The organism is Paenibacillus sp. DRB1-1 (assembly GCF_052119485.1).
GTDB lineage: Bacteria > Bacillota > Bacilli > Paenibacillales > Paenibacillaceae > Paenibacillus > Paenibacillus polymyxa_B.
Genome location: NZ_JBODQH010000001.1, coordinates 2,328,136 through 2,347,500, shown reverse-complemented (window position 1 = coordinate 2,347,500; position 19,365 = coordinate 2,328,136). Strand labels below are relative to the sequence as shown.

General features: G+C 48.9%; 17 protein-coding genes, 8 tRNA genes and 1 rRNA gene (1 of these 26 only partly in view). All 26 read left to right on the top strand.

Annotated features, from left to right (window positions below; translation table 11 throughout):
- Positions 1 to 1,061, top strand: a 23S ribosomal RNA gene (locus ACQW03_RS10400) (it extends 1,868 nt beyond the left edge of the window).
- A 130-nt stretch (positions 1,062 to 1,191) separates the two neighbouring features.
- Positions 1,192 to 1,283, top strand: a tRNA-Ser gene (locus ACQW03_RS10395).
- A gap of 31 nt (positions 1,284 to 1,314) precedes the next feature.
- A tRNA-Met gene (locus ACQW03_RS10390) sits at positions 1,315 to 1,391 on the top strand.
- A 10-nt stretch (positions 1,392 to 1,401) separates the two neighbouring features.
- Positions 1,402 to 1,477 (top strand) — tRNA-Val (locus ACQW03_RS10385).
- Positions 1,478 to 1,481: 4 nt separating this feature from the next.
- A tRNA-Thr gene (locus tag ACQW03_RS10380) sits at positions 1,482 to 1,557 on the top strand.
- Positions 1,558 to 1,580: 23 nt separating this feature from the next.
- Positions 1,581 to 1,657 (top strand) — tRNA-Asp (locus ACQW03_RS10375).
- A gap of 78 nt (positions 1,658 to 1,735) precedes the next feature.
- Positions 1,736 to 1,808, top strand: a tRNA-Phe gene (locus tag ACQW03_RS10370).
- Between the two features lie 9 nt (positions 1,809 to 1,817).
- Positions 1,818 to 1,903, top strand: a tRNA-Tyr gene (locus tag ACQW03_RS10365).
- 7 nt (positions 1,904 to 1,910) lie between these two features.
- Positions 1,911 to 1,983, top strand: a tRNA-Lys gene (locus tag ACQW03_RS10360).
- Positions 1,984 to 2,142: 159 nt separating this feature from the next.
- On the top strand, positions 2,143 to 3,285 hold the full coding sequence (locus ACQW03_RS10355) for a PucR family transcriptional regulator (RefSeq protein WP_071639072.1): 1,143 nt from the start codon (positions 2,143 to 2,145) through the stop codon (positions 3,283 to 3,285).
- A 102-nt stretch (positions 3,286 to 3,387) separates the two neighbouring features.
- Positions 3,388 to 4,512: an ABC transporter ATP-binding protein gene (locus ACQW03_RS10350; protein WP_071639073.1), complete on the top strand. Its 1,125-nt coding sequence runs from the start codon at positions 3,388 to 3,390 to the stop codon at positions 4,510 to 4,512.
- Positions 4,513 to 4,848: 336 nt separating this feature from the next.
- The gene (hprK, locus tag ACQW03_RS10345) at positions 4,849 to 5,787 is read left to right on the top strand and encodes an HPr(Ser) kinase/phosphatase (protein ID WP_441949606.1); all 939 of its coding nucleotides are present in this window, start codon (positions 4,849 to 4,851) and stop codon (positions 5,785 to 5,787) included.
- Positions 5,788 to 5,830: 43 nt separating this feature from the next.
- Positions 5,831 to 6,886: a prolipoprotein diacylglyceryl transferase gene (gene lgt, locus ACQW03_RS10340; RefSeq protein WP_071639075.1), complete on the top strand. Its 1,056-nt coding sequence runs from the start codon at positions 5,831 to 5,833 to the stop codon at positions 6,884 to 6,886.
- Positions 6,883 to 7,536: a pyrophosphatase PpaX gene (gene ppaX, locus ACQW03_RS10335; protein ID WP_013308234.1), complete on the top strand. Its 654-nt coding sequence runs from the start codon at positions 6,883 to 6,885 to the stop codon at positions 7,534 to 7,536. The genes lgt and ppaX overlap by 4 nt, the downstream gene beginning before the upstream one ends.
- Positions 7,533 to 8,030 carry an acyltransferase gene (locus ACQW03_RS10330; protein ID WP_023986468.1) on the top strand — a complete coding sequence of 166 codons (498 nt, stop codon included), beginning with the start codon at positions 7,533 to 7,535 and terminating at the stop codon, positions 8,028 to 8,030. The genes ppaX and ACQW03_RS10330 overlap by 4 nt, the downstream gene beginning before the upstream one ends.
- 142 nt (positions 8,031 to 8,172) lie before the next feature.
- Positions 8,173 to 9,324, top strand: a complete 1,152-nt coding sequence (locus ACQW03_RS10325) for an acyltransferase (protein WP_076293795.1) — start codon at positions 8,173 to 8,175, stop codon at positions 9,322 to 9,324.
- A gap of 346 nt (positions 9,325 to 9,670) precedes the next feature.
- A complete protein-coding gene (locus tag ACQW03_RS10320; protein ID WP_441949602.1) occupies positions 9,671 to 10,876 on the top strand; it encodes an ATP phosphoribosyltransferase regulatory subunit in 1,206 nt (401 codons plus the stop codon).
- Complete coding sequence (gene hisG / locus ACQW03_RS10315; protein ID WP_071639079.1) at positions 10,873 to 11,517, top strand: ATP phosphoribosyltransferase; 645 nt, start codon at positions 10,873 to 10,875, stop codon at positions 11,515 to 11,517. The genes ACQW03_RS10320 and hisG overlap by 4 nt, the downstream gene beginning before the upstream one ends.
- Positions 11,518 to 11,585: 68 nt before the next feature.
- A complete protein-coding gene (gene hisD, locus ACQW03_RS10310) occupies positions 11,586 to 12,899 on the top strand; it encodes a histidinol dehydrogenase (RefSeq protein ID WP_441949600.1) in 1,314 nt (437 codons plus the stop codon).
- Positions 12,883 to 13,491, top strand: a complete 609-nt coding sequence (hisB, locus tag ACQW03_RS10305) for an imidazoleglycerol-phosphate dehydratase HisB (protein WP_071644167.1) — start codon at positions 12,883 to 12,885, stop codon at positions 13,489 to 13,491. Before hisD ends, hisB begins: the two co-directional genes overlap by 17 nt.
- 3 nt (positions 13,492 to 13,494) lie before the next feature.
- On the top strand, positions 13,495 to 14,124 hold the full coding sequence (gene hisH / locus ACQW03_RS10300) for an imidazole glycerol phosphate synthase subunit HisH (protein ID WP_441949598.1): 630 nt from the start codon (positions 13,495 to 13,497) through the stop codon (positions 14,122 to 14,124).
- A gap of 95 nt (positions 14,125 to 14,219) precedes the next feature.
- Entirely contained in the window at positions 14,220 to 14,951 is a 732-nt protein-coding gene (gene hisA / locus ACQW03_RS10295; protein WP_071639082.1) for a 1-(5-phosphoribosyl)-5-[(5-phosphoribosylamino)methylideneamino]imidazole-4-carboxamide isomerase, read from the top strand.
- 11 nt (positions 14,952 to 14,962) lie between these two features.
- Positions 14,963 to 15,721 carry an imidazole glycerol phosphate synthase subunit HisF gene (gene hisF, locus ACQW03_RS10290; protein WP_013308248.1) on the top strand — a complete coding sequence of 253 codons (759 nt, stop codon included), beginning with the start codon at positions 14,963 to 14,965 and terminating at the stop codon, positions 15,719 to 15,721.
- The gene (gene hisIE, locus ACQW03_RS10285) at positions 15,718 to 16,458 is read left to right on the top strand and encodes a bifunctional phosphoribosyl-AMP cyclohydrolase/phosphoribosyl-ATP diphosphatase HisIE (RefSeq protein ID WP_441949595.1); all 741 of its coding nucleotides are present in this window, start codon (positions 15,718 to 15,720) and stop codon (positions 16,456 to 16,458) included. Before hisF ends, hisIE begins: the two co-directional genes overlap by 4 nt.
- 36 nt (positions 16,459 to 16,494) lie before the next feature.
- Complete coding sequence (gene hisJ, locus ACQW03_RS10280) at positions 16,495 to 17,319, top strand: histidinol-phosphatase HisJ (RefSeq protein ID WP_441949593.1); 825 nt, start codon at positions 16,495 to 16,497, stop codon at positions 17,317 to 17,319.
- A gap of 237 nt (positions 17,320 to 17,556) precedes the next feature.
- Positions 17,557 to 19,326 (top strand): tetratricopeptide repeat protein, encoded by a 1,770-nt coding sequence (locus ACQW03_RS10275; protein WP_441949591.1) that lies wholly within the window; start codon positions 17,557 to 17,559, stop codon positions 19,324 to 19,326.
- Positions 19,327 to 19,365: the final 39 nt, after the last annotated feature.

The window sequence follows — 19,365 nt, the reverse complement described above, 5'->3', positions numbered from 1 at the left end:
GCCCGGTGCTGGAAGGTTAAGGGGAGTGGTAAGCCCTTCGGGGCGAAGCTATGAACCGAAGCCCCAGTAAACGGCGGCCGTAACTATAACGGTCCTAAGGTAGCGAAATTCCTTGTCAGGTAAATTCTGACCCGCACGAATGGCGTAACGACTTGGGCGCTGTCTCAACGAGAGATCCGGTGAAATTTTAATACCTGTGAAGATGCAGGTTACCCGCGACAAGACGGAAAGACCCCATGGAGCTTTACTGCAGCTTGATATTGAATTTGGGTACGATCTGTACAGGATAGGTGGGAGCCGTTGAATCTTGAGCGCCAGCTTGAGAGGAGGCATCCTTGGGATACCACCCTGATCGTATCTAGGTTCTAACTTGGTACCGTAATCCGGTGCGAGGACAGTGTCAGGTGGGCAGTTTGACTGGGGCGGTCGCCTCCTAAAGAGTAACGGAGGCGCCCCAAGGTTCCCTCAGAATGGTTGGAAATCATTCGAAGAGTGCAAAGGCAGAAGGGAGCTTGACTGCGAGACCTACAAGTCGAGCAGGGACGAAAGTCGGGCTTAGTGATCCGGTGGTACCGCATGGAAGGGCCATCGCTCAACGGATAAAAGCTACCCTGGGGATAACAGGCTTATCTCCCCCAAGAGTCCACATCGACGGGGAGGTTTGGCACCTCGATGTCGGCTCATCGCATCCTGGGGCTGAAGTAGGTCCCAAGGGTTGGGCTGTTCGCCCATTAAAGCGGTACGCGAGCTGGGTTCAGAACGTCGTGAGACAGTTCGGTCCCTATCTGTCGTGGGCGTAGGAAATTTGAGAGGAGCTGTCCTTAGTACGAGAGGACCGGGATGGACGTACCGCTGGTGTACCAGTTGTTCCGCCAGGAGCACCGCTGGGTAGCTATGTACGGAAGGGATAAGCGCTGAAAGCATCTAAGCGTGAAGCCCCCCTCAAGATGAGATTTCCCAATTAGTAAGACCCCTTGAAGACGACGAGGTAGATAGGTTGGGGGTGGAAGTGCAGTAATGCATGGAGCTGACCAATACTAATCGGTCGAGGGCTTATCCTAAAAATAAAACGCAAATGAGTTTCGGATCCAGTTTTCAGGGTGTAACCTTGAAATTGCGCTTGATATTCCAAATCACTTTGGTGAGATACAGAATAACTTGCGGAGTTTTGCTAAGCGAGTCCGTTTATATGGAGAGATACCCAAGTGGCTATAAGGGGACCCTCTGCTAAGGGGTTAGACTGCGAAAGTGGTGCGAGGGTTCGAATCCCTCTCTCTCCGCCATTTAGGACAAGCTAGCGAAATATTATGTTATGGCGGTGTAGCTCAGCTGGCTAGAGCGTACGGTTCATACCCGTGAGGTCGGGGGTTCGATCCCCTCCGCCGCTACCATACATACCCAGGAGGCTTAGCTCAGCTGGGAGAGCATCTGCCTTACAAGCAGAGGGTCGGGGGTTCGATCCCCTCAGCCTCCACCATCGTGCCGGTGTAGCTCAACTGGTAGAGCAACTGACTTGTAATCAGTAGGTTGGGGGTTCAAGTCCTCTCGCCGGCACCATTTTTAAATTTTGAAAAATATAGGGAACTGTGGTGTAGAGGCCTAACATGCCTGCCTGTCACGCAGGAGATCGCGGGTTCGAATCCCGTCAGTTCCGCCATTTTTCAATTCAATAGTTTTGCCGTACTAAAGTGGGAAGGGGTATCCCTCCGCACTTTATTTTTTTGTTAATGGGTATGGCTCGGTAGCTCAGTCGGTAGAGCAGAGGACTGAAAATCCTCGTGTCGGCGGTTCGATTCCGTCCCGAGCCACCTTTATATGGAGGATTAGCGAAGTGGCCAAACGCATCAGACTGTAAATCTGCTCCCTTACGGGTTCGGTGGTTCGAATCCATCATCCTCCACCAGTTTTACGAGCCATTAGCTCAGTTGGTAGAGCACCTGACTTTTAATCAGGGTGTCGAAGGTTCGAGTCCTTCATGGCTCATCAGAAGTCATCAACTATAGGTTGATGGCTTTTTTTGTATTGTTTTAAGTTATGTTTTTATATAGCTTTTTTATTTTACGGTATCGACAGGTTATAATGAGTTCATTATGTTCGCTTAGTGCTTATTCTATATTCTAAAAAAAGTGAAGTGGTGATCGCGTGACTCTGGATACAGAATGGATTCAGCAACAGCTTCAGAATATTATTCAAGCGCCTTTTACCATAGTGCCTTGGTGCCCGGAAATGATGGCAGAAGGAGAGACAGCCGATTCAGTTATTCCGGATAGATCGTTTGTCCGTGACAACAAGTTATATTTTCCGTTTCGTGCGTTGGCAGGTGAATTGGCTGCCTTTGTGGTAGAGGCCAGTTATTTGACGGATCGAGAACGGAAACTGGTAGAAGCGTTATTGGCAAACATGGAGCAGTTCTGGAAGAACGGTCCACAATTGTCGGACAACCCGATTTATAGCGAGGAAGAGCGGATGAATCGTTTTGGACAATGGCTCATACAGCAGGCTGCCAATCTAAACAGGGAAGAAGAGGTTCCTGATGAATTGCAGCTTCGTGATTCGCTATCAGCGTGTATGGTTCCGATTTTACTGAATGGCGAGGGAACCCAGGAGGGGGCTATTACTTATACGCAGCTTCATCGATTGTTCGCGAGCTATTTTGGAGGGGATGTGCTGCTTACTCCATTGGACGAACAGTCTTGGCTGATTATGGCTAAAAAGGAGCTTTTATTAGGAGCGGACGATGAACGGGATAAAGACACTGAGTCCAGGGATGCAGATTTTACGGAATCGCTGGAGGAGGTTCTTACAGCCTTTAGCTTGGGCCTATATGAGCTTATTGCGAATGAGTGGGTGGGTGTATTCCATTTGGCGGTTTCTAAGCCTTCGATCCCTTTGCAAAGTCTTCCCCAAGAGCTGAATTTGTTATGGGAGACGATACATCTGGGCAAGATTTTTCATGTAACAGAGCACATCCACTTTTCATGGGAGCTTCATTTAGAAAGGCTATTAAACCGCATTCCCAAGGAACAACGCGTACTATTTTTAGAGCAGGTAATGAAGTCATCTGTCATACTGGAAGACTCAGAAACGATGGCTACATTAGATATCTTTTTTCAACTAGATTGTAATGTGAGTGAGACAGCTAAGCGTCTCTATGTGCATCGAAATACATTGATTTACCGTTTGGACAAGATCAAACAGGAGACCGGATTGGACGTGCGAACGTTTAATGATGCAGTTTTGGTCAAGCTCTATCTGCTATTGTACAAAGTGACAAAAAGGAAATAGCATCTTTGTGCAGTTTGCGAATAGCCACGCTACAAGGACTAGGGTAAGATACAAGTAAGAAATGTATTCGATTTCATAACTCGATCTTAGGAGGCAAAAGCTATGGCTGGTGTACGTTTAGAGCATATTTTCAAAAAATATCCGGGTGCAGATAAAGCTACGGTTGTTGATGTCAATTTGGACATTCGAGATAAAGAATTCCTCGTATTGGTTGGTCCCTCCGGTTGCGGGAAGTCTACTACACTTCGTATGATTGCTGGTCTGGAGGAAATTTCAGATGGTAAATTGTACATTGGGGATCGTGTTGTGAATGACGTGGCTCCAAAGGATCGCGATATCGCGATGGTATTCCAATCCTACGCCCTGTATCCGCACATGAGCGTGTACCAGAACATGGCGTTCGGTCTGAAACTGCGCAAAGTTAAGAAAGAAGAAATCGACAAGAAAGTACGTGAAGCTGCCAAAATCCTCGATATCGAGCACTTGCTGGAACGTAAACCTAAGGCGCTGTCCGGTGGTCAACGCCAACGTGTCGCTCTGGGCCGTGCGATCGTCCGCGATCCTCAAGTCTTCCTGATGGATGAGCCGCTCTCCAACTTGGATGCTAAACTTCGTGGTCAAATGCGTGCTGAAATCACTAAACTGGTTAAACGCCTTGAAACCACTTGTATCTATGTAACACATGACCAAATTGAAGCCATGACGATGGGTGATCGGATTGTCGTTATGAAGGATGGTATCATTCAACAAGCTGCATCCCCGGATGAACTGTACAACCGTCCAGTGAATCTGTTCGTAGCTGGTTTTATCGGCTCTCCTACGATGAACTTTATCACAGGTCAGCTGGTTGAAAAAGAAGGTGCATTGCATTTTACTGCGCCGGGTCTGGATCTGTTCGTACCAGAAGGTAAAGGACAGATTTTAAAAGCGAAAGGCTATATCGGCAGAGATGTGATCTTGGGTATCCGTCCTGAGGATATTCATGAAGAGCCTGTATTCTTGGAGGCTTCTCCGAATACGATCTTTACATCCACTGTGGATGTAACGGAAAATCTCGGTCATGAAATGCTGTTGTACCTGAGCGGTGCCGGAAATGATACGATTATTGCCCGTGTAGACGGACGTTCCAATACTCGTGATGGTGTCAAAGCGAAGTTGGCTGTTGATATGAACAAGGTTCATATTTTTGATAAGGAATCGGAATTGAGTATTCTGGTTGGCGAATAAAATTTGCCTCTGGAAGAGAGTCGCAGTTTTCCCCAAGCGGAGAACTGCGACTCTTTCTGTATATCGCATACGGCTACTAGCTTCGGCATTGCATTCATTGGAAAATTCCGATACGATGGGTACAATGGTACAGGTCTAGATGCAGGCAAGGTCCCTAGATGGGATCAATCCAGCTGTCGGAATAGAGTTAGCCTGGAACCATAGTGTTAAATTAAGTGGAGTGTGGATTGGTGCAGTGCAGCATAGACTGGCGTTGGGCTGTATGGTTAATAGGGTAAAGCTACATAAATCAAATGACGTATAGAATCCGGTTTTGCAGATGAAGGGGAGAATACAATGGCTAAACAGGTAAAGGTATCCGAGCTTGTACAGCAGTTTCAAATGGAAGTTATTTCTGGTGAAAAGGGTCTGCGAAGACTGATCACAGTGGATGATTTGAATCGCCCAGGTCTGGAGATGGCTGGGTATTTTGAATATCATACACAGGAGCGGGTACAGCTTCTGGGAAGGTCTGAGTTGGCTTTTCTGGGGATGCTGCCTCCTGAGGAGCGACGGGATCGGATGGAGCGTCTGTGTACAGAGCTGACTCCATGTATTATCATCACACGTGCTCTGGAGGTACCGGCTGAGTTAGTGAAGGCGAGCGCAGAGCGAGATATTCCTGTACTGCGTACTAATATGGCGACGACGATTTTATCAAGCCGCATCACAGGCTTTCTCGAAAGAAAGCTGGCTCCTACGGCGACCATTCATGGTGTACTGTGTGACGTGTATGGCGTGGGAATGCTTATCACAGGAAGTAGTGGAATTGGTAAAAGTGAAACAGCACTGGAACTGGTTAAACGTGGACATCGCTTGGTAGCAGATGATGCGGTAGAAATTCGGCAAACGTCCGACTTTCAGCTGCATGGTACAGCACCTGAGCTGATTCGTCACCTGCTGGAAATTCGTGGCGTGGGCATTATTAATGTGATGACGCTGTTTGGTGCTGGTGCAGTTCGTAATAACAAACGGATAACATTGGTTGTCCGTCTGGAGGCATGGCAGCAGGACAAGCAGTATGACCGTCTTGGTCTTGATGAGGAAACGACACGCATTATTGATACAGATGTTCCACTGGTTACGATCCCAGTTCGTCCGGGCCGAAACTTGGCTGTTATTATCGAGGTGGCGGCGATGAACTATCGTTTGAAACAAATGGGCGTTAATGCAGCCCTGCAATTTACCAACAAGCTGACTGCTACAATTTCTGAAGATATGGAAGAGATGGATTAAGATTTGTTCGTTTGCAAGGAAGAACGAGGAGTGAGAGAAACATATGTCAACGGCAACATTACTGCTGAATCCGATCGCTTTTTCAATCGGGGCAATTAAAGTCCACTGGTATGGGCTTATTTTGGGGCTGGCGGCGCTTGTGGGTTTATATCTCGCCATCCGTGAAGGAAAAAGATTCGGTATTCCGCAGGACTTTTTTATGGATATGCTGCTTCTGGGGGTTCCATCAGCTATTATTGGAGCGCGTATTTATTATGTAGCCTTCAAATGGGAAGACTACAGAGATAATTTATGGGATGTTTTTAAAATTTGGAATGGCGGTATTGCGATATACGGTGCCTTAATCGGGGCCATTATATGTGCGGTCATTTATTTCCGGTATAAAGGGTATAACTTCTGGCGTATCGCTGATATTTGTGCACCAGGCTTACTGATCGGTCAAGCGATTGGACGCTGGGGTAATTTTGTCAATCAGGAAGCCTACGGTGGACCGACGGAAGAGACTTTTTTGCGAAATCAACTGCATCTGCCGGATTTCATTGTGAATCAGATGAACGTTAACGGGGTATTCCATCACCCTACATTTTTATATGAATCACTGTGGAGTATTGTAGGTGTGATTTTGCTGCTTGTCATTCGTCGTATGAAATTTATACGTGCAGGCGAAATGTTCGCGTTTTACTTCATTTGGTACTCGATTGGCCGTTTTTTCATCGAGCGTGTACGGACGGATAGTTTGGCTTTTCAGGGACCGGATTGGCTGGCTTCCTTTGTGAATGCTTTGTGGTCTCCTATGGTGTGGTTAGGGTTTGAACCAGGGCATCTGGACCCGAGTTACGGTAATGTACGGATCTCGCAATTGCTGCCTATTTTCATTGTGGTAGCTGCCGTGATTTTCATTTTGGTTCGTCGCCGGAAGGGCACATCTGTTGCTCGGTATAGCGATCCGATTATCTCCAGCAAAGCGGGGATTGATCAGGTACCTGACGTGACGCCAGAACAGGTATCCCGTCCAGGACAGGACGCGGTTCCTCCAACAGCTACGGCGGATAAGCTACCTAAGGAAGACACGGACGAGGACAAGAAGGAGCATCTATGATAAATACGATTTTGTTTGATTTAGACGGCACCATCATGGATACGAATGAGTTGATTATCAGTACATTTTTACACATTTTGAATCATCCGGATGCTGATCCGCTGACGCGGGAGCATATTATTCCTCATATGGGTGGAACGCTGGACGATCAACTCCGTACTTTTTCGGGATTAACGGATGTATCTGGGTTAGTTAAGGACTACCGTGCTTATAATCAGATTCATCATGATCAAATGGTGAAGCCATTTCCATATGTCATTGAGGTTATTCAGGAGTTGCGTGCGAGAGGAATTAAGCTGGGGGTTGTGACAACAAAAATACGACCATCCACGATACGTGTACTTAATCTGTTCAATCTGACTTCCTCTATGGACTATATTGTGACGGTAGACGATGTGGAGCATCCAAAGCCACACGCTGAGCCAGTGCTTAAGGCCTTGGCAGGTTTGAATGCTGAAGCAGAGCACACATTGATGGTCGGAGACAGTTCTTTTGATATTTTGTCAGCTCAGGCAGCAGGTGTGAAATCGGCTGGTGTAGCTTGGTCGCTCAAGGGCGAGGAAACTCTGCGCAGATATGGGCCTGACTACATGTTGCATGATATGCGGGATTTGCTGAAGCTGGAGCTTCAAGGTGTCAATGTATCGTGAGAAAGGTGAACCGCTATCCTGTAGAAGGTCCCAATGCGTTGTGGCAGATTTATCGGACGGTGAGCCGCTGGAAAGGCATTAAGAACTTTATTTTTATACAGATTGCCCGGTATTGTCCTGTGCTTTCTCTGAAAAACGTCATTTACCGCAGAATGCTGGGGATGAAGGTGGGGCAACATGCGGCCTTCGGCCTGATGGTGATGGTGGATGTTTTTTTTCCGGAGCATATTACGATAGGGAACAATTCGGTCATTGGGTATAACACGACGATACTGGCTCATGAATACCTCATACAGGAATATCGTATCGGTAAAGTGGTGATTGGTGATCATGTGTTGATCGGCGCAAACACAACCATTTTGCCGGGTGTCACCATCGGTGACGGAGCTATCGTAGCGGCCGGAGCCGTCGTGCATAAAGACGTGCCCGCAGGTGCATTTGTGGGTGGCAATCCGTTACGTGATTTAAGACGCTCTGGTGTGAATGAGCAGTAAATAGCACAATAGAAAGGCCCCTTATGTATTAAGGGGTCTTTCTTGCATTGTTTTTCTGTATAATAAGTGGGGTAATGCATGTTAATTATGTTTAAAAATTGATAACAGACATATTTGCAAGGTGATATGGGAGCGTGTTGATTTGGTCAAAAAAGAACGTATACCAGAGCTTGATATTTACCGGGGAATATTAATTGCAGCCGTTGTTACCATTCATGCGACTTCAATGGCTTTAATTGATGCGCGTCATTCTCTATTGTTTTATCCCTTTTTATTTTTAAATGTGTTTAGTAGCTTTGCTGTGCCCGTATTTATTTTTGTGAGCGGGTTTGTTTTATTTTACAATTATGTCGATAGGCCGCTTCGTGGTAAGGATATGCTTATATTTTTCCGAAAAAGACTGATGTTTATTGTGTTACCCTATGTTTCGTTTTCTCTTATGTACTATGTAACCTTGGTGACACGCGGGTTGATGCCGCTCAGTGATCTTCCGCTCGTGCTGTTAACGGGAAAGGCGTACACGCATTTGTATTATGTCATCATCATCATCCAATTTTATTTGGTCTTTCCGCTGTTGCTGTGGGGGGTGCAGCGTTTACGCCATTCGATATCGAGTCCACGGAGAGCAGCCTTTGTCATTTTGATAGTAGGGTTAGTCATTCAATGGGGGTTTGTATTGCTGAACAAATACGTTTGGCAAGAGGAAAGAGGAAGTCTTGCGATTACGTATATCAGTTATTTTGCCTTGGGTGCAGCTGTAGCAATTGGATATGAAGGGTTTAAAAAGTGGCTTTTACCGGTGTCAGGTACGGCAATTAGTCGCAGTCAGTTGATCAGTTGGTGGGGCTTGTGGGTGGCTTGGCTACTCCTAGGTATAGCATATGTACAAATCTGGTTTGTAGCATATCGCAAAGCCATCTATGCAGACTCGCTGATCTATGAACTGCTCCATAATGCATATGCCCTTGTCTCTGCGCTGGTACTGTTTCAGTTCTCGGTCTTATTATATCGTCATACTAACGATAGGCTGCGAATGTTAATCAGTTGGCTGGGGGCATGCTCTTTCGGCATTTATTTACTTCACCCAGCGTTATTGCGGGTGTATCGCAAGTTGGATTTGCAAGGAACGCCGGTAGAATATATCTTCTCTGTTGCGGGTGGATGGTTGTTGGCGCTGTTTGGCTCATGGCTGATTGTGACGTTGTGTTTTCGATATGTACCCTTTGCATGGATCGGTTTGGGCACGGTTCCGAAGTTTCCTTCCCGGAGTAAAGATGAACAGGTAAATAACTAAATATTTTGATTTGGACTGTTAGCTTAAGGCTGGCAGTCTTTTTTTAGAGTATAGAATTATTTATAAATTTTCAGCGGAGCTGAACAATTCATATGCACAAAAATTACCGTAAGCGGTAAGCGCGGTCTTGCTCCGGAAAATACTCTGATAGATGTTTTTCATATAGGATTCATGTATTTTGCATTGGATAAAATATAGAGAGGGGCAGCCACTTGGCGAATCTGTAAAAAAGGGCTGCGCTGTTCGGTTGACGTTCACAAGTAGGGCATGATAATATATCGAATATACTTTAGTTTGTTAGCACTTTACCATGATAAAGATATTGTGAAATCATGAGGTGATAGAGATGTCTAAGCCAAAAGGATTTGAGATCCCTGTAGGGGTTCGAGATTATCTTCCGCGTGCAGTGTCGAAGTTGCGGGCTATTGAACTGAATGTACTCGAATGCATGGAGCGTTGGGGTTACCGCCAGATTATGACACCTACGATGGAATACTACGATACGGTGGGAGTGGCCAGTTCTACTTCCGATCGGAAGCTGTTTAAATTGCTCAATAACCGGGGAACCACGTTGGTGCTGCGATCGGATATGACCGCTCCGATTGCACGGGTGGTATCTTCGTTGCTAAAGGAAGAGGAAGTACCACTCCGACTTTCCTATCACGCAAATGTATTTCGGGCGATTGAGGAAGAAGCAGGAAGAGAAGCGGAGTTTTTTCAGACGGGTGTGGAGCTGGTGGGTGATGATTCGCCTGAGGCTGATGCAGAAGTTGTAGCATTGGCAATTGCATCATTACAGGCAGCAGGGGTGACCTCTTTTAAAATTGCCATGGGGCATGTGGGATTCCTGAACGGTTTATTTGAGGAAATCATTCCTGGCCGTCAGGCTGAACAACAAGCGCTAAAGGAACTGTTACTCAGTCGTGATGTAGTAGGCTACCGAACAGCGATTGGAGCTTTGGGCTTGGCTCCCGAACATCGGGATAAGTTGGAAGCTATTCTTCGGTTGCGCGGTGGGAAAGAAATTTGTGACCAGGCTACCCGTCTTAGTGTGGAGCAGCAGACGATTCGATCCATTGCACATTTGTGCGAGGTGTGGGAAGTGCTGGAGGCTTACGGCGTATCTGAGCATGTGTTAATCGACCTTACCATGATCGGGGATTTCTCATATTATACAGGAATGACTTTTGAGGGCTATGCGGCGGAGATTGGGTTCCCGGTATGCAACGGAGGTCGCTATGACAATCTGCTTCAGCAGTTTGGTCGCTCCGTACCTGCAACGGGATTTGCATTGAAGACAAACCGGATCGTCGATGGTGTGGATGGTATCCAAATGGAGACGAAGCTTCCTGTACTTATCCGTTATGACGAACAGGGACGCCAAGAGGCGTTATCCGCAGCAACACAGCTACGCGCAATAGGCCTTACTGTAGTGACGGGGCTCACGGGCGGAACGGAAGATCGACGTCGTGAGCAGCAGGGCCTGTACGCAGAGGTATACAGCTATACAGCAGAAGGAAGACAGCCAGTACAAAGGAGGGAATTGCCATGACGGAAACGTTGAAGGTAGCCATGCCAAAGGGACGGATTTATAAGCAGGCTTCTGAGCTGTTTCGCCAGGCGGGGGTTCCGATTCCACTGGATGTGGACGAAACGCGTAAGCTGGTCATTCCACTGCCTGAGCTAGGCATGGAATTTATTATGGCGAAGCCCGTCGATGTTCCTACGTACGTAGAGTATGGGGCGGCGGACATCGGCATTGTGGGCAAGGATGTTTTGCTGGAAGAGAATAAGGATGTGTATGAACTGCTGGATCTCGGGATTGCTCGTTGCCGGATGTCGGTGATTGCTTTACCAGATTGGCAGCCAGGTATTCGTCAGCGGGTCGCTACCAAATATCCGAACGTGGCTTCCCAGTATTTTCGGGAGCAAGGCCAGCAGGTGGAGGTTATTAAGCTGAATGGCTCCATTGAGCTGGCGCCGTTAATTGGTCTGGCAGACCGTATTGTTGATATGGTGGAAACGGGGCAGACCTTGCGGGAGAATGGATTGGTCGAGCAGATCAGCATACTGGATATTACCAGTCGTCTGATTGCCAACCGGGTCAGCTACCGGATGAAAAACAGCTCGATTCAGGCGTTGTGTGATCGATTGCATCAGGTGATTCCAGCTGCGGTGGCACCCCGGGAGTAAATGAACTAAAGGAATAAGCCAATGATTAATGGGCATTCTGCAAGCTGCAAGTAAGGGGGAATGGACAAATGAAGATCGTATCAGCCCGTGATTTCAGTCTCCAACGGGAGGTGGATTACGGCACACCTGAGCAAAATGAGGCTGTGCGTACCATTATTCAGTCGGTACGCCAAGAAGGGGATGAGGCTGTCCTGCGGTATACACAATCGTTTGATGGTGTATCGCTGATAGCAGAGCAACTTCGTGTGACGGAGGAAGAATTGAAGGCGGCATATGACAAGGTAGAGCCTTCTTTTTTACAGGCGATTCGAGAGGCGGCGGATAATATCCGTGCTTTTCACATGAAGCAAAAACGTAATTCGTGGATGGATTTACAGCCGGATGGTAGCTTGCTCGGCCAAATTATCCGACCGTTGAAACGTGTAGGCGTGTATGTTCCGGGCGGTAAAGCAGCCTATCCATCCTCGGTGCTGATGAATGTCATTCCCGCTCAGGTGGCTGGTGTACCGGAGATTGTCATGGTGACACCCCCGGCGACAGGCGGCAAGGCAGGGATAGATCCATATACACTGGTAGCTGCGGCAGAGGCTGGTGTAACGGAAATATATAGGGTTGGCGGAGCGCAGGCGATTGCCTCTCTCGCTTACGGAACACATAGCATTGAACCAGTCGATAAAATTTGCGGTCCAGGCAACATTTATGTAGCGCTGGCGAAGCGCGAGGTGTACGGCGCGGTGGATATCGACAGTATAGCGGGACCAAGTGAAATTGTCGTGTTGGCTGACGACACGGCGAATGCCTCTTATGTAGCGGCTGACCTGCTTTCACAGGCGGAACATGACGAAATGGCCTCAGCCATACTGGTTACGCCCTCGCAACGCTTGGCCACAGAAGTATCAGCTGAAGTACAGCGCCAATTGGCAGAGCTGCCGCGCAGAGATATTGCTGCTGCATCGGTGGAGGCATACGGGGCTATCATTGTCGTCGACACTTTGGAAGAGGGCATCCATATTGTAAACCAACTGGCACCGGAACATTTGGAAATTATGACAGAGCAGCCGATGGAACATGTGGGTCTGATCGAAAACGCGGGAGCTATTTTCCTGGGAGCGTACAGCTCGGAGCCGGTAGGCGATTATTTTGCTGGACCTAACCACATTATCCCGACGAATGGAACGGCGCGGTTTTCTTCGCCAGTGGATATTGATGATTTTATCAAGAAGTCGAGTATGATCTATTACAGCAAGGAAGCGCTGCTGCGCAATGGAGAGACGATTATGCAGCTTGCCCGCCATGAAGGACTGGAAGGTCACGCACGGGCGATACAAGTTCGATTGGACAATGAAAAGAAGGCGGTGGATGGCGATGGGGAACGAAAATAACGTAAAAGGACGTACAGGCAGCGTCAGCCGAAAGACGAACGAAACGGATATTCAGCTATCTTTTGCAGTAGACGGCACAGGGCAAGCTGAGATTGAAACGGATGTTCCTTTTCTGAATCACATGCTGGATTTGTTCACCAAGCACGGACAATTTGATCTGAATGTACAGGCCAGAGGGGATGTTGATATCGACGATCATCATACCGTGGAGGACATTGGTATTTGTCTGGGGCAAACCTTGCTGGAAGCGTTGGGTGATAAAAAAGGAATTAAGCGCTATGCCAGCGTCTTTGTACCGATGGATGAGGCGCTCGCGCAAGTTGTCATTGATCTGAGTAACCGACCCCATTTTGAGTATCGTGCGGAGTATCCATCACAGCAGGTAGGGAGCTTTTCGACAGAGCTGGTGCATGAATTTCTGTGGAAATTTGCGTTGGAGGCTCGCATGACGCTACACGTCATCGTTCACTACGGGCAAAATACCCACCATATGATTGAGGCGGTGTTCAAGGCACTGGGACGTGCACTGGATGAAGCGACCTCCATTGATCCGCGAGTGACGGGAGTGCCTTCAACGAAGGGAGTGCTGTAGTCCATGTCCATTGCCATTGTGGATTACGGCAGAGGCAATCTGCATAGTGTGAGCAAGGCGGTTGAGCGTCTTGGCTATGAGGCTGTAGTAACGGGAGATGCCCAAGTGATTCGTTCCTCCAGCGGTGTGATTTTGCCGGGTGTAGGGGCATTCGGGGACGCTATGGAGCATTTGCGTTCCAACGGATTGGATCGGGTGATTCAGGAGGTTGCAAGCACGGGACAACCGCTGCTCGGTGTTTGTCTAGGAATGCAACTGTTGTTCACTCGTGGTGAAGAATACGGCAGTCACGAAGGGCTTAATATTTTGCCAGGCGAGGTCGTTCGGTTTGCTCCTGATCTGGGGGTTAAAGTGCCGCATATGGGCTGGAATCGTCTGCGTATGACTCAGCCGGATCACCCGTTGCTTCAGGGCTTGGAGGAAGGACATGTGTATTTTGTGCATTCCTATCATGCGAAGCCAGAGGTCGATAGTGACCTGCTGGCGGTGACCGATTATGGCGGGCCCGTAACAGCTATCGTGGGCAGAGGCCACGTATATGGCATGCAGTTCCATCCAGAGAAAAGCGGGGAAATGGGGATGCAACTGCTTCGTCAGTTTTTGGAACTAGCGGAAGCGGAGAACCGAGCGTAACGATTCGTGAGTCTGCAGTTGGTGGTACGCCAACTTTGGTCGTTAATTGATGTAAAGGCATATAGATGTTGAATAGCTCACAAGGGGGTCATACTTTGTTCACGATATACCCGGCGATTGATATTCGCGATGGCAAATGTGTACGACTGGTACAAGGAGATTATAACCAGGAGACGATATACAACGAAAACCCGGTGGAGGTTGCCCAAGAATGGGAGCGTTTGGGCGGCTCCTACATTCACTTGGTTGATTTGGACGGTGCTAAAGCAGGTCAACCGGTGAACGATGAGCTCATTGGGCGCATCGCTTCTGCGGTGCAAGTGCCTGTACAAGTGGGTGGCGGCTTGCGTACACGAGAACATGTGGAGCGGCTGTTGTCGCTGGGCGTGAGCCGTGTGATCTTGGGTACGGCAGCGATTGAGGATCGTGCTTTTACGGAAGCGGTATTGGGTACCTACGGTGATCGGATCGCCATTGGTCTGGACGCACGGAATGGCTATGTGGCCACGCGCGGATGGCTTGAAACCTCGGAGGTTCGAGCGGACGAATTGGCTGCTGAGTTGGCCTCCAAGGGAGCGGAAACGTTCATTTTCACAGACATTTCCCGCGATGGAATGATGCAAGGCCCGAATGTGGAGGCTATCGTAGCGCTTGCGAAAAGCAGTGGACGAACCGTGATCGCTTCCGGCGGTGTCAGCAAGATGGACGATCTAATCACGCTGAGCGCCTATGCGAAAGAGGGTGTAGGCGGTGCTATTGTGGGTAAGGCATTGTATACAGGCAGCATTGATTTACAGATCGCCGTACAAGCTGTAGCAAAGGCATAGGGGGAGTAGGCATGCTGGCTAAACGTATTATTCCCTGCTTGGATGTAAAGGATGGCAGGGTGGTTAAGGGCGTTAATTTTGTGAACTTACGCGATGCAGGCGATCCGGTGGAATTGGCGGCGCTTTATGACCGGGAAGGGGCAGACGAAATCGTATTTCTGGATATTTCTGCTTCAGTTGAAGGGCGTGCCACCATGGAAGAAGTAGTTCGTCAGACAGCCGGGGAAATTGCCATTCCTTTCACCGTAGGTGGCGGGATATCTCATGTTGATGATATGAAACGCATTTTGCGTGCCGGAGCTGATAAAATCGGCGTAAATACGGCGGCTGTACGTAACCCTCAGCTGATTGCGGAGGGTGCGCGCAGTTTTGGCTCACAATGTATCGTTGTTGCCATTGATGCCAAGTACAACGAGGCGTGGGGCGAGTGGGAAGTGTATACGCACGGAGGCCGCACGCCATCTGGTATCCGAGCCTTGGCCTGGGCCAAGGAAGCTGAACAGTTGGGAGCCGGTGAGATTCTGCTGACCAGCATGAATGCGGACGGAACCAAGGATGGCTTTGACCTGCCACTGACTTCCGCGGTATCGGATACCGTCGGGATTCCAGTTATCGCTTCTGGTGGTGCAGGCAAACAGGAGCATTTCTATGACGTGTTTACGGCGGGCAAAGCGGATGCTGGATTAGCAGCAACGATTTTTCACTATAAAGAAATAGGAATCCCTGAGCTAAAACGGGATTTGAAGCGCAGAGGAGTGGAGATACGATGAGCAACGAATTGAACCAACAGCTATCTCTGGAGCAGATACTGGATAATGTCCGCTGGAATGAGGCAGGACTTGTCTCGGCGATTGTGCAGGATGATGCTACGCTTCAGGTGCTGACGCTGGCCTATATGAACCGCGAGTCGCTGAAACTATCTTTGGAGTCGGGAGAGACCTGGTTCTGGTCTCGTTCCAGACAGGAGCTGTGGCACAAGGGGGCTACTTCGGGGAATACGCAAAAAATCACCTCCATCCAGCTGGATTGTGATGGTGATGCCCTGTTGGTACGTGTCATTCCGAGTGGTCCTGCCTGTCATACAGGAGCAACGAGCTGCTTTTTTCGTGATATTTCCGCGCCAGGAACGGCTGTAGCACCTGTTGCAGGAAATGCAGGAGACCACGCGCTGGTAAATCAAACCGATGATATTTCCAGTGATTCAGCAGACCGCTTTGAGGTACTTGCCCAGCTGGAGGCGATTATTAAGGAGCGCGAAGAGACACGTCCTGAAGGGGCCTATACGACTTATCTTTTTGATAAAGGTGTAGACAAAATCTTAAAAAAGGTTGGCGAAGAAGCATCCGAGACGATCATTGCCGCCAAAAATAAAGATAATGACGAACTGCGCCTGGAGGTCAGCGATTTGATTTATCACCTGCTGGTGCTGTTGCAGGAGCGCAAGCTACCGCTTGATGACGTGTTGGCTGAGCTGAATCGCCGTCATGAACGTCCTCGTCGTGATTAGTACGGTTTCTTGTAGTGTTGAAAGGGGGAGGCTCGCATGAAAATCGACTATCATACGCATCACGCCCGCTGCGGGCATGCCATAGGAAGTCTGGAAGAGTATGTGCAGCAGGGAATTCGGCTGGGTCTGGATCAGCTCGGCTTGTCCGATCACATGCCACTACTGCATGTAAAACCGGCTGACTATTACCCGGAAATGGCGATGCCTATGGAGGAGCTTCCCCGATACGTGGAAGAATGTTTGGAACTGAAGGAACGTTTTAAAGGGCAAATTGATATTCGTGTTGGCTTGGAAGGCGACTACATCGAGGGCTGGGAACGAGAAATCGAAGACATCATCACCGCGTATCCCTGGGATTATGTGATTGGTTCCGTCCACTTTCTCGGCGAATGGGATGTCACGGACTTCCGTCAGGTACACCATTGGGAAGGCAAAAATGTGCTTGAGGTTTACCGCACGTATTATGATGCGGTTTCTAAGGCGGCAGCTACCGGTTTGTATGACATCATGGGTCATCTGGATGTCATTAAGCGCTTCGGCTATCATCCGAAGCCGGAGGAAATGGAGGAGCTGCGTGAACTGGAGCGCTCCGCACTCTCAGCCGTTGCCCGCAACGGTCGGGCGATGGAACTGAATGCATCAGGGCTTTCGAAGCCCTGTGCCGAGATGTTCCCGAGCCGCCGCATGCTGGAAGAAGCTTTTACGCTAGGCATCCCGCTGACCGTAGGATCGGATGCTCATGATCCGGCGAAGCTGTCCGAGCACTTGGAGAAGGCACGCGCGCTTCTATATGAAGTCGGCTATCGCGAGCTTGCCGTATTTCAGCATCGTGAGCGCTCGCTGGTGCCGCTGACGCTTTAATTATTACGTTTATTGGGTCTAAGTATCATATCCAGTGGCTAGCCGAACGCTCCCTATTTATACAGGGAAAAAGCGCTCGGCTATTTAGCGTATTCTTGTATCTATATCTATCGGTATACGAGCATATATCCGTTTTTTGGAATGAGGTAGGATCGACTGTCAAGTCGTTTTGAAGTTGTGGTATACTGAAGGGTATGAACATGCCAGTTACTTTTAAAGGAGGTGCCTTGGTTATTTATGAAAGGGAAACATCTGCGAGTATCGGAACCTAGCCCTAAAATTATTGCTTTGCGTTTCGACGCATCTTTCTTTTTTGAGAAAGCTGTGCGCTCGCTTGATCGCAATCATTATGACAAGGCATTGAAATATTTTCGCAAAGCCGTTGAATATGAACCGGATAATCCGGTGAATCATTGCAATATGGCGGGTATATTATCAGAGATGGGGGATTATGCAGGTTCGAATGAGATCCTGTCCTCTGTTCTGAGTGACGTAGACTCGTCGATGACAGAGTGTTATTTCTATATGGCGAATAATTACGCTAATATGGAGCAGTTTGAAGAAGCGGAGAAAGCGTTGGTCACGTACCTGGAGGAGGACGAAGAAGGCCAGTTTCTTGATGAAGCGGAGGAAATGATGGAGCTGCTCTATTATGAGCTGGACCGTCCAACGAAGCTGAACCGCATTAAGGCCCGGCAGGGAGTAGTAGAGCATGATCAGGCTCGTGTCCTGCTGGAGGAGGGGAAATTTGCTCAGGCAGCCCAGTTGCTCAAGCAAATTTCAGAGGAACAACCGGATATGTTCGCTGCGCGGAATAATCTGGCGCTGGCGTATTACTACATGGGGTTGTTCCAAAATGCTAAGGCTACCATTATTCAAGTGCTGGAAGATGAGCCGGGTAATTTACACGCATTGTGCAACTTGGCGATCTTTTATCAGCACGAGGGCGGCGGCCCGGAATTGGATCGTCTGGTGCAGACTTTGGCGGTTACTATACCGTTTCAGGAGGAGCAGGTATTCAAGCTGGCGACCACTATGGGCATTCTCGGACGCCATGAGGAGGCCTACAGACATTTCCGCAGGTTGCTTCATGGCGATGGAGAGAACAATGCGGACGCTTCTTTGTACCATTACACGGCGGTAGCTGCCAGCAATACGGGAAGATATGCGGAAGCTCGGCGGTTGTGGAGTCATTTGCAAAAGCAGGATGCTTCCTCGGAAGTTCCGCGGTTTTTCCTGTCCCGACTGGAGGAACTCCAGCAGGAGGGTACACCGCTGCAAGTGCTCAGCTATCATTATCATCTCCCGTTTGAGGAGCAATTCCGCATGTGGGAGAAGTTTGGTGCTGACCAGGTGCCTGACAGCATGAAGAAGGACCCGCTAATCCGCTCATCCTTCTTCTGGGCCTTGCGCCACGGGGACCGGGCGACTCAGCTTCAGGTCATTCAGGCGTTAAGCTTGATCGGTGATGATGAGGTGCGCCAGGCACTGGAGTCCTTCGTAGAAGACCCGGACCAGGAGGATGAGCTGAGACGCCGTGCCTTGCAAGTATTGCAAGAGCTGGCGGAGCAGGATGAGCAGAAAATGTATCCGGAAACGGAACATTCTGATCAGTTGGAGGTTGAGAACGATCCGCATACAATTGAAGGTGATGTATCTGCTTCCCCGGTCGATCCACAATGGCAGGCAGTGCTGGATAAGGTACTGACCGTCATGAGCAAGCCATCAGATCCGGCCATGCAGCACGATTTGAAATCGCTTTGGCTGGAGTATTTGGATCGACTTGCCCCGGAAGTTCCGATGGTTCAGCATACTGAGGGATGGGCAGCGGCGCTGGAATATTTGACAGCCAAAATGCATCATCATTCAGTCACCTATCAGGAAGTAGCCGATCGTTATGGTATTTCCGTATCGACCGTAAGCCGCTATGCACGCCAGATTGACAGCGTGTGTGGTATCAAACAGAAGCTGAAGCAGCCGCTCTCCACGTTTAAAAAGCAGGTCTGAGACCTGCTCCAAACATCACTTAAAGGAGGCAACAAACGT

Excerpts from the sequence above, each read along its gene's own strand:
- ACQW03_RS10350 (WP_071639073.1), top strand. The coding sequence starts at position 3,388 with ATGGCTGGTGTACGTTTAGAGCATATTTTCAAAAAATATCCGGGTGCA.
- hprK (WP_441949606.1), top strand. The coding sequence starts at position 4,849 with ATGGCTAAACAGGTAAAGGTATCCGAGCTTGTACAGCAGTTTCAAATG.
- lgt (WP_071639075.1), top strand. The coding sequence starts at position 5,831 with ATGTCAACGGCAACATTACTGCTGAATCCGATCGCTTTTTCAATCGGG.
- ppaX (WP_013308234.1), top strand. The coding sequence starts at position 6,883 with ATGATAAATACGATTTTGTTTGATTTAGACGGCACCATCATGGATACG.
- ACQW03_RS10320 (WP_441949602.1), top strand. The coding sequence starts at position 9,671 with ATGTCTAAGCCAAAAGGATTTGAGATCCCTGTAGGGGTTCGAGATTAT.
- hisG (WP_071639079.1), top strand. The coding sequence starts at position 10,873 with ATGACGGAAACGTTGAAGGTAGCCATGCCAAAGGGACGGATTTATAAG.
- hisD (WP_441949600.1), top strand. The coding sequence starts at position 11,586 with ATGAAGATCGTATCAGCCCGTGATTTCAGTCTCCAACGGGAGGTGGAT.
- hisB (WP_071644167.1), top strand. The coding sequence starts at position 12,883 with ATGGGGAACGAAAATAACGTAAAAGGACGTACAGGCAGCGTCAGCCGA.
- hisH (WP_441949598.1), top strand. The coding sequence starts at position 13,495 with ATGTCCATTGCCATTGTGGATTACGGCAGAGGCAATCTGCATAGTGTG.
- hisF (WP_013308248.1), top strand. The coding sequence starts at position 14,963 with ATGCTGGCTAAACGTATTATTCCCTGCTTGGATGTAAAGGATGGCAGG.
- hisIE (WP_441949595.1), top strand. The coding sequence starts at position 15,718 with ATGAGCAACGAATTGAACCAACAGCTATCTCTGGAGCAGATACTGGAT.
- hisJ (WP_441949593.1), top strand. The coding sequence starts at position 16,495 with ATGAAAATCGACTATCATACGCATCACGCCCGCTGCGGGCATGCCATA.
- ACQW03_RS10275 (WP_441949591.1), top strand. The coding sequence starts at position 17,557 with ATGAAAGGGAAACATCTGCGAGTATCGGAACCTAGCCCTAAAATTATT.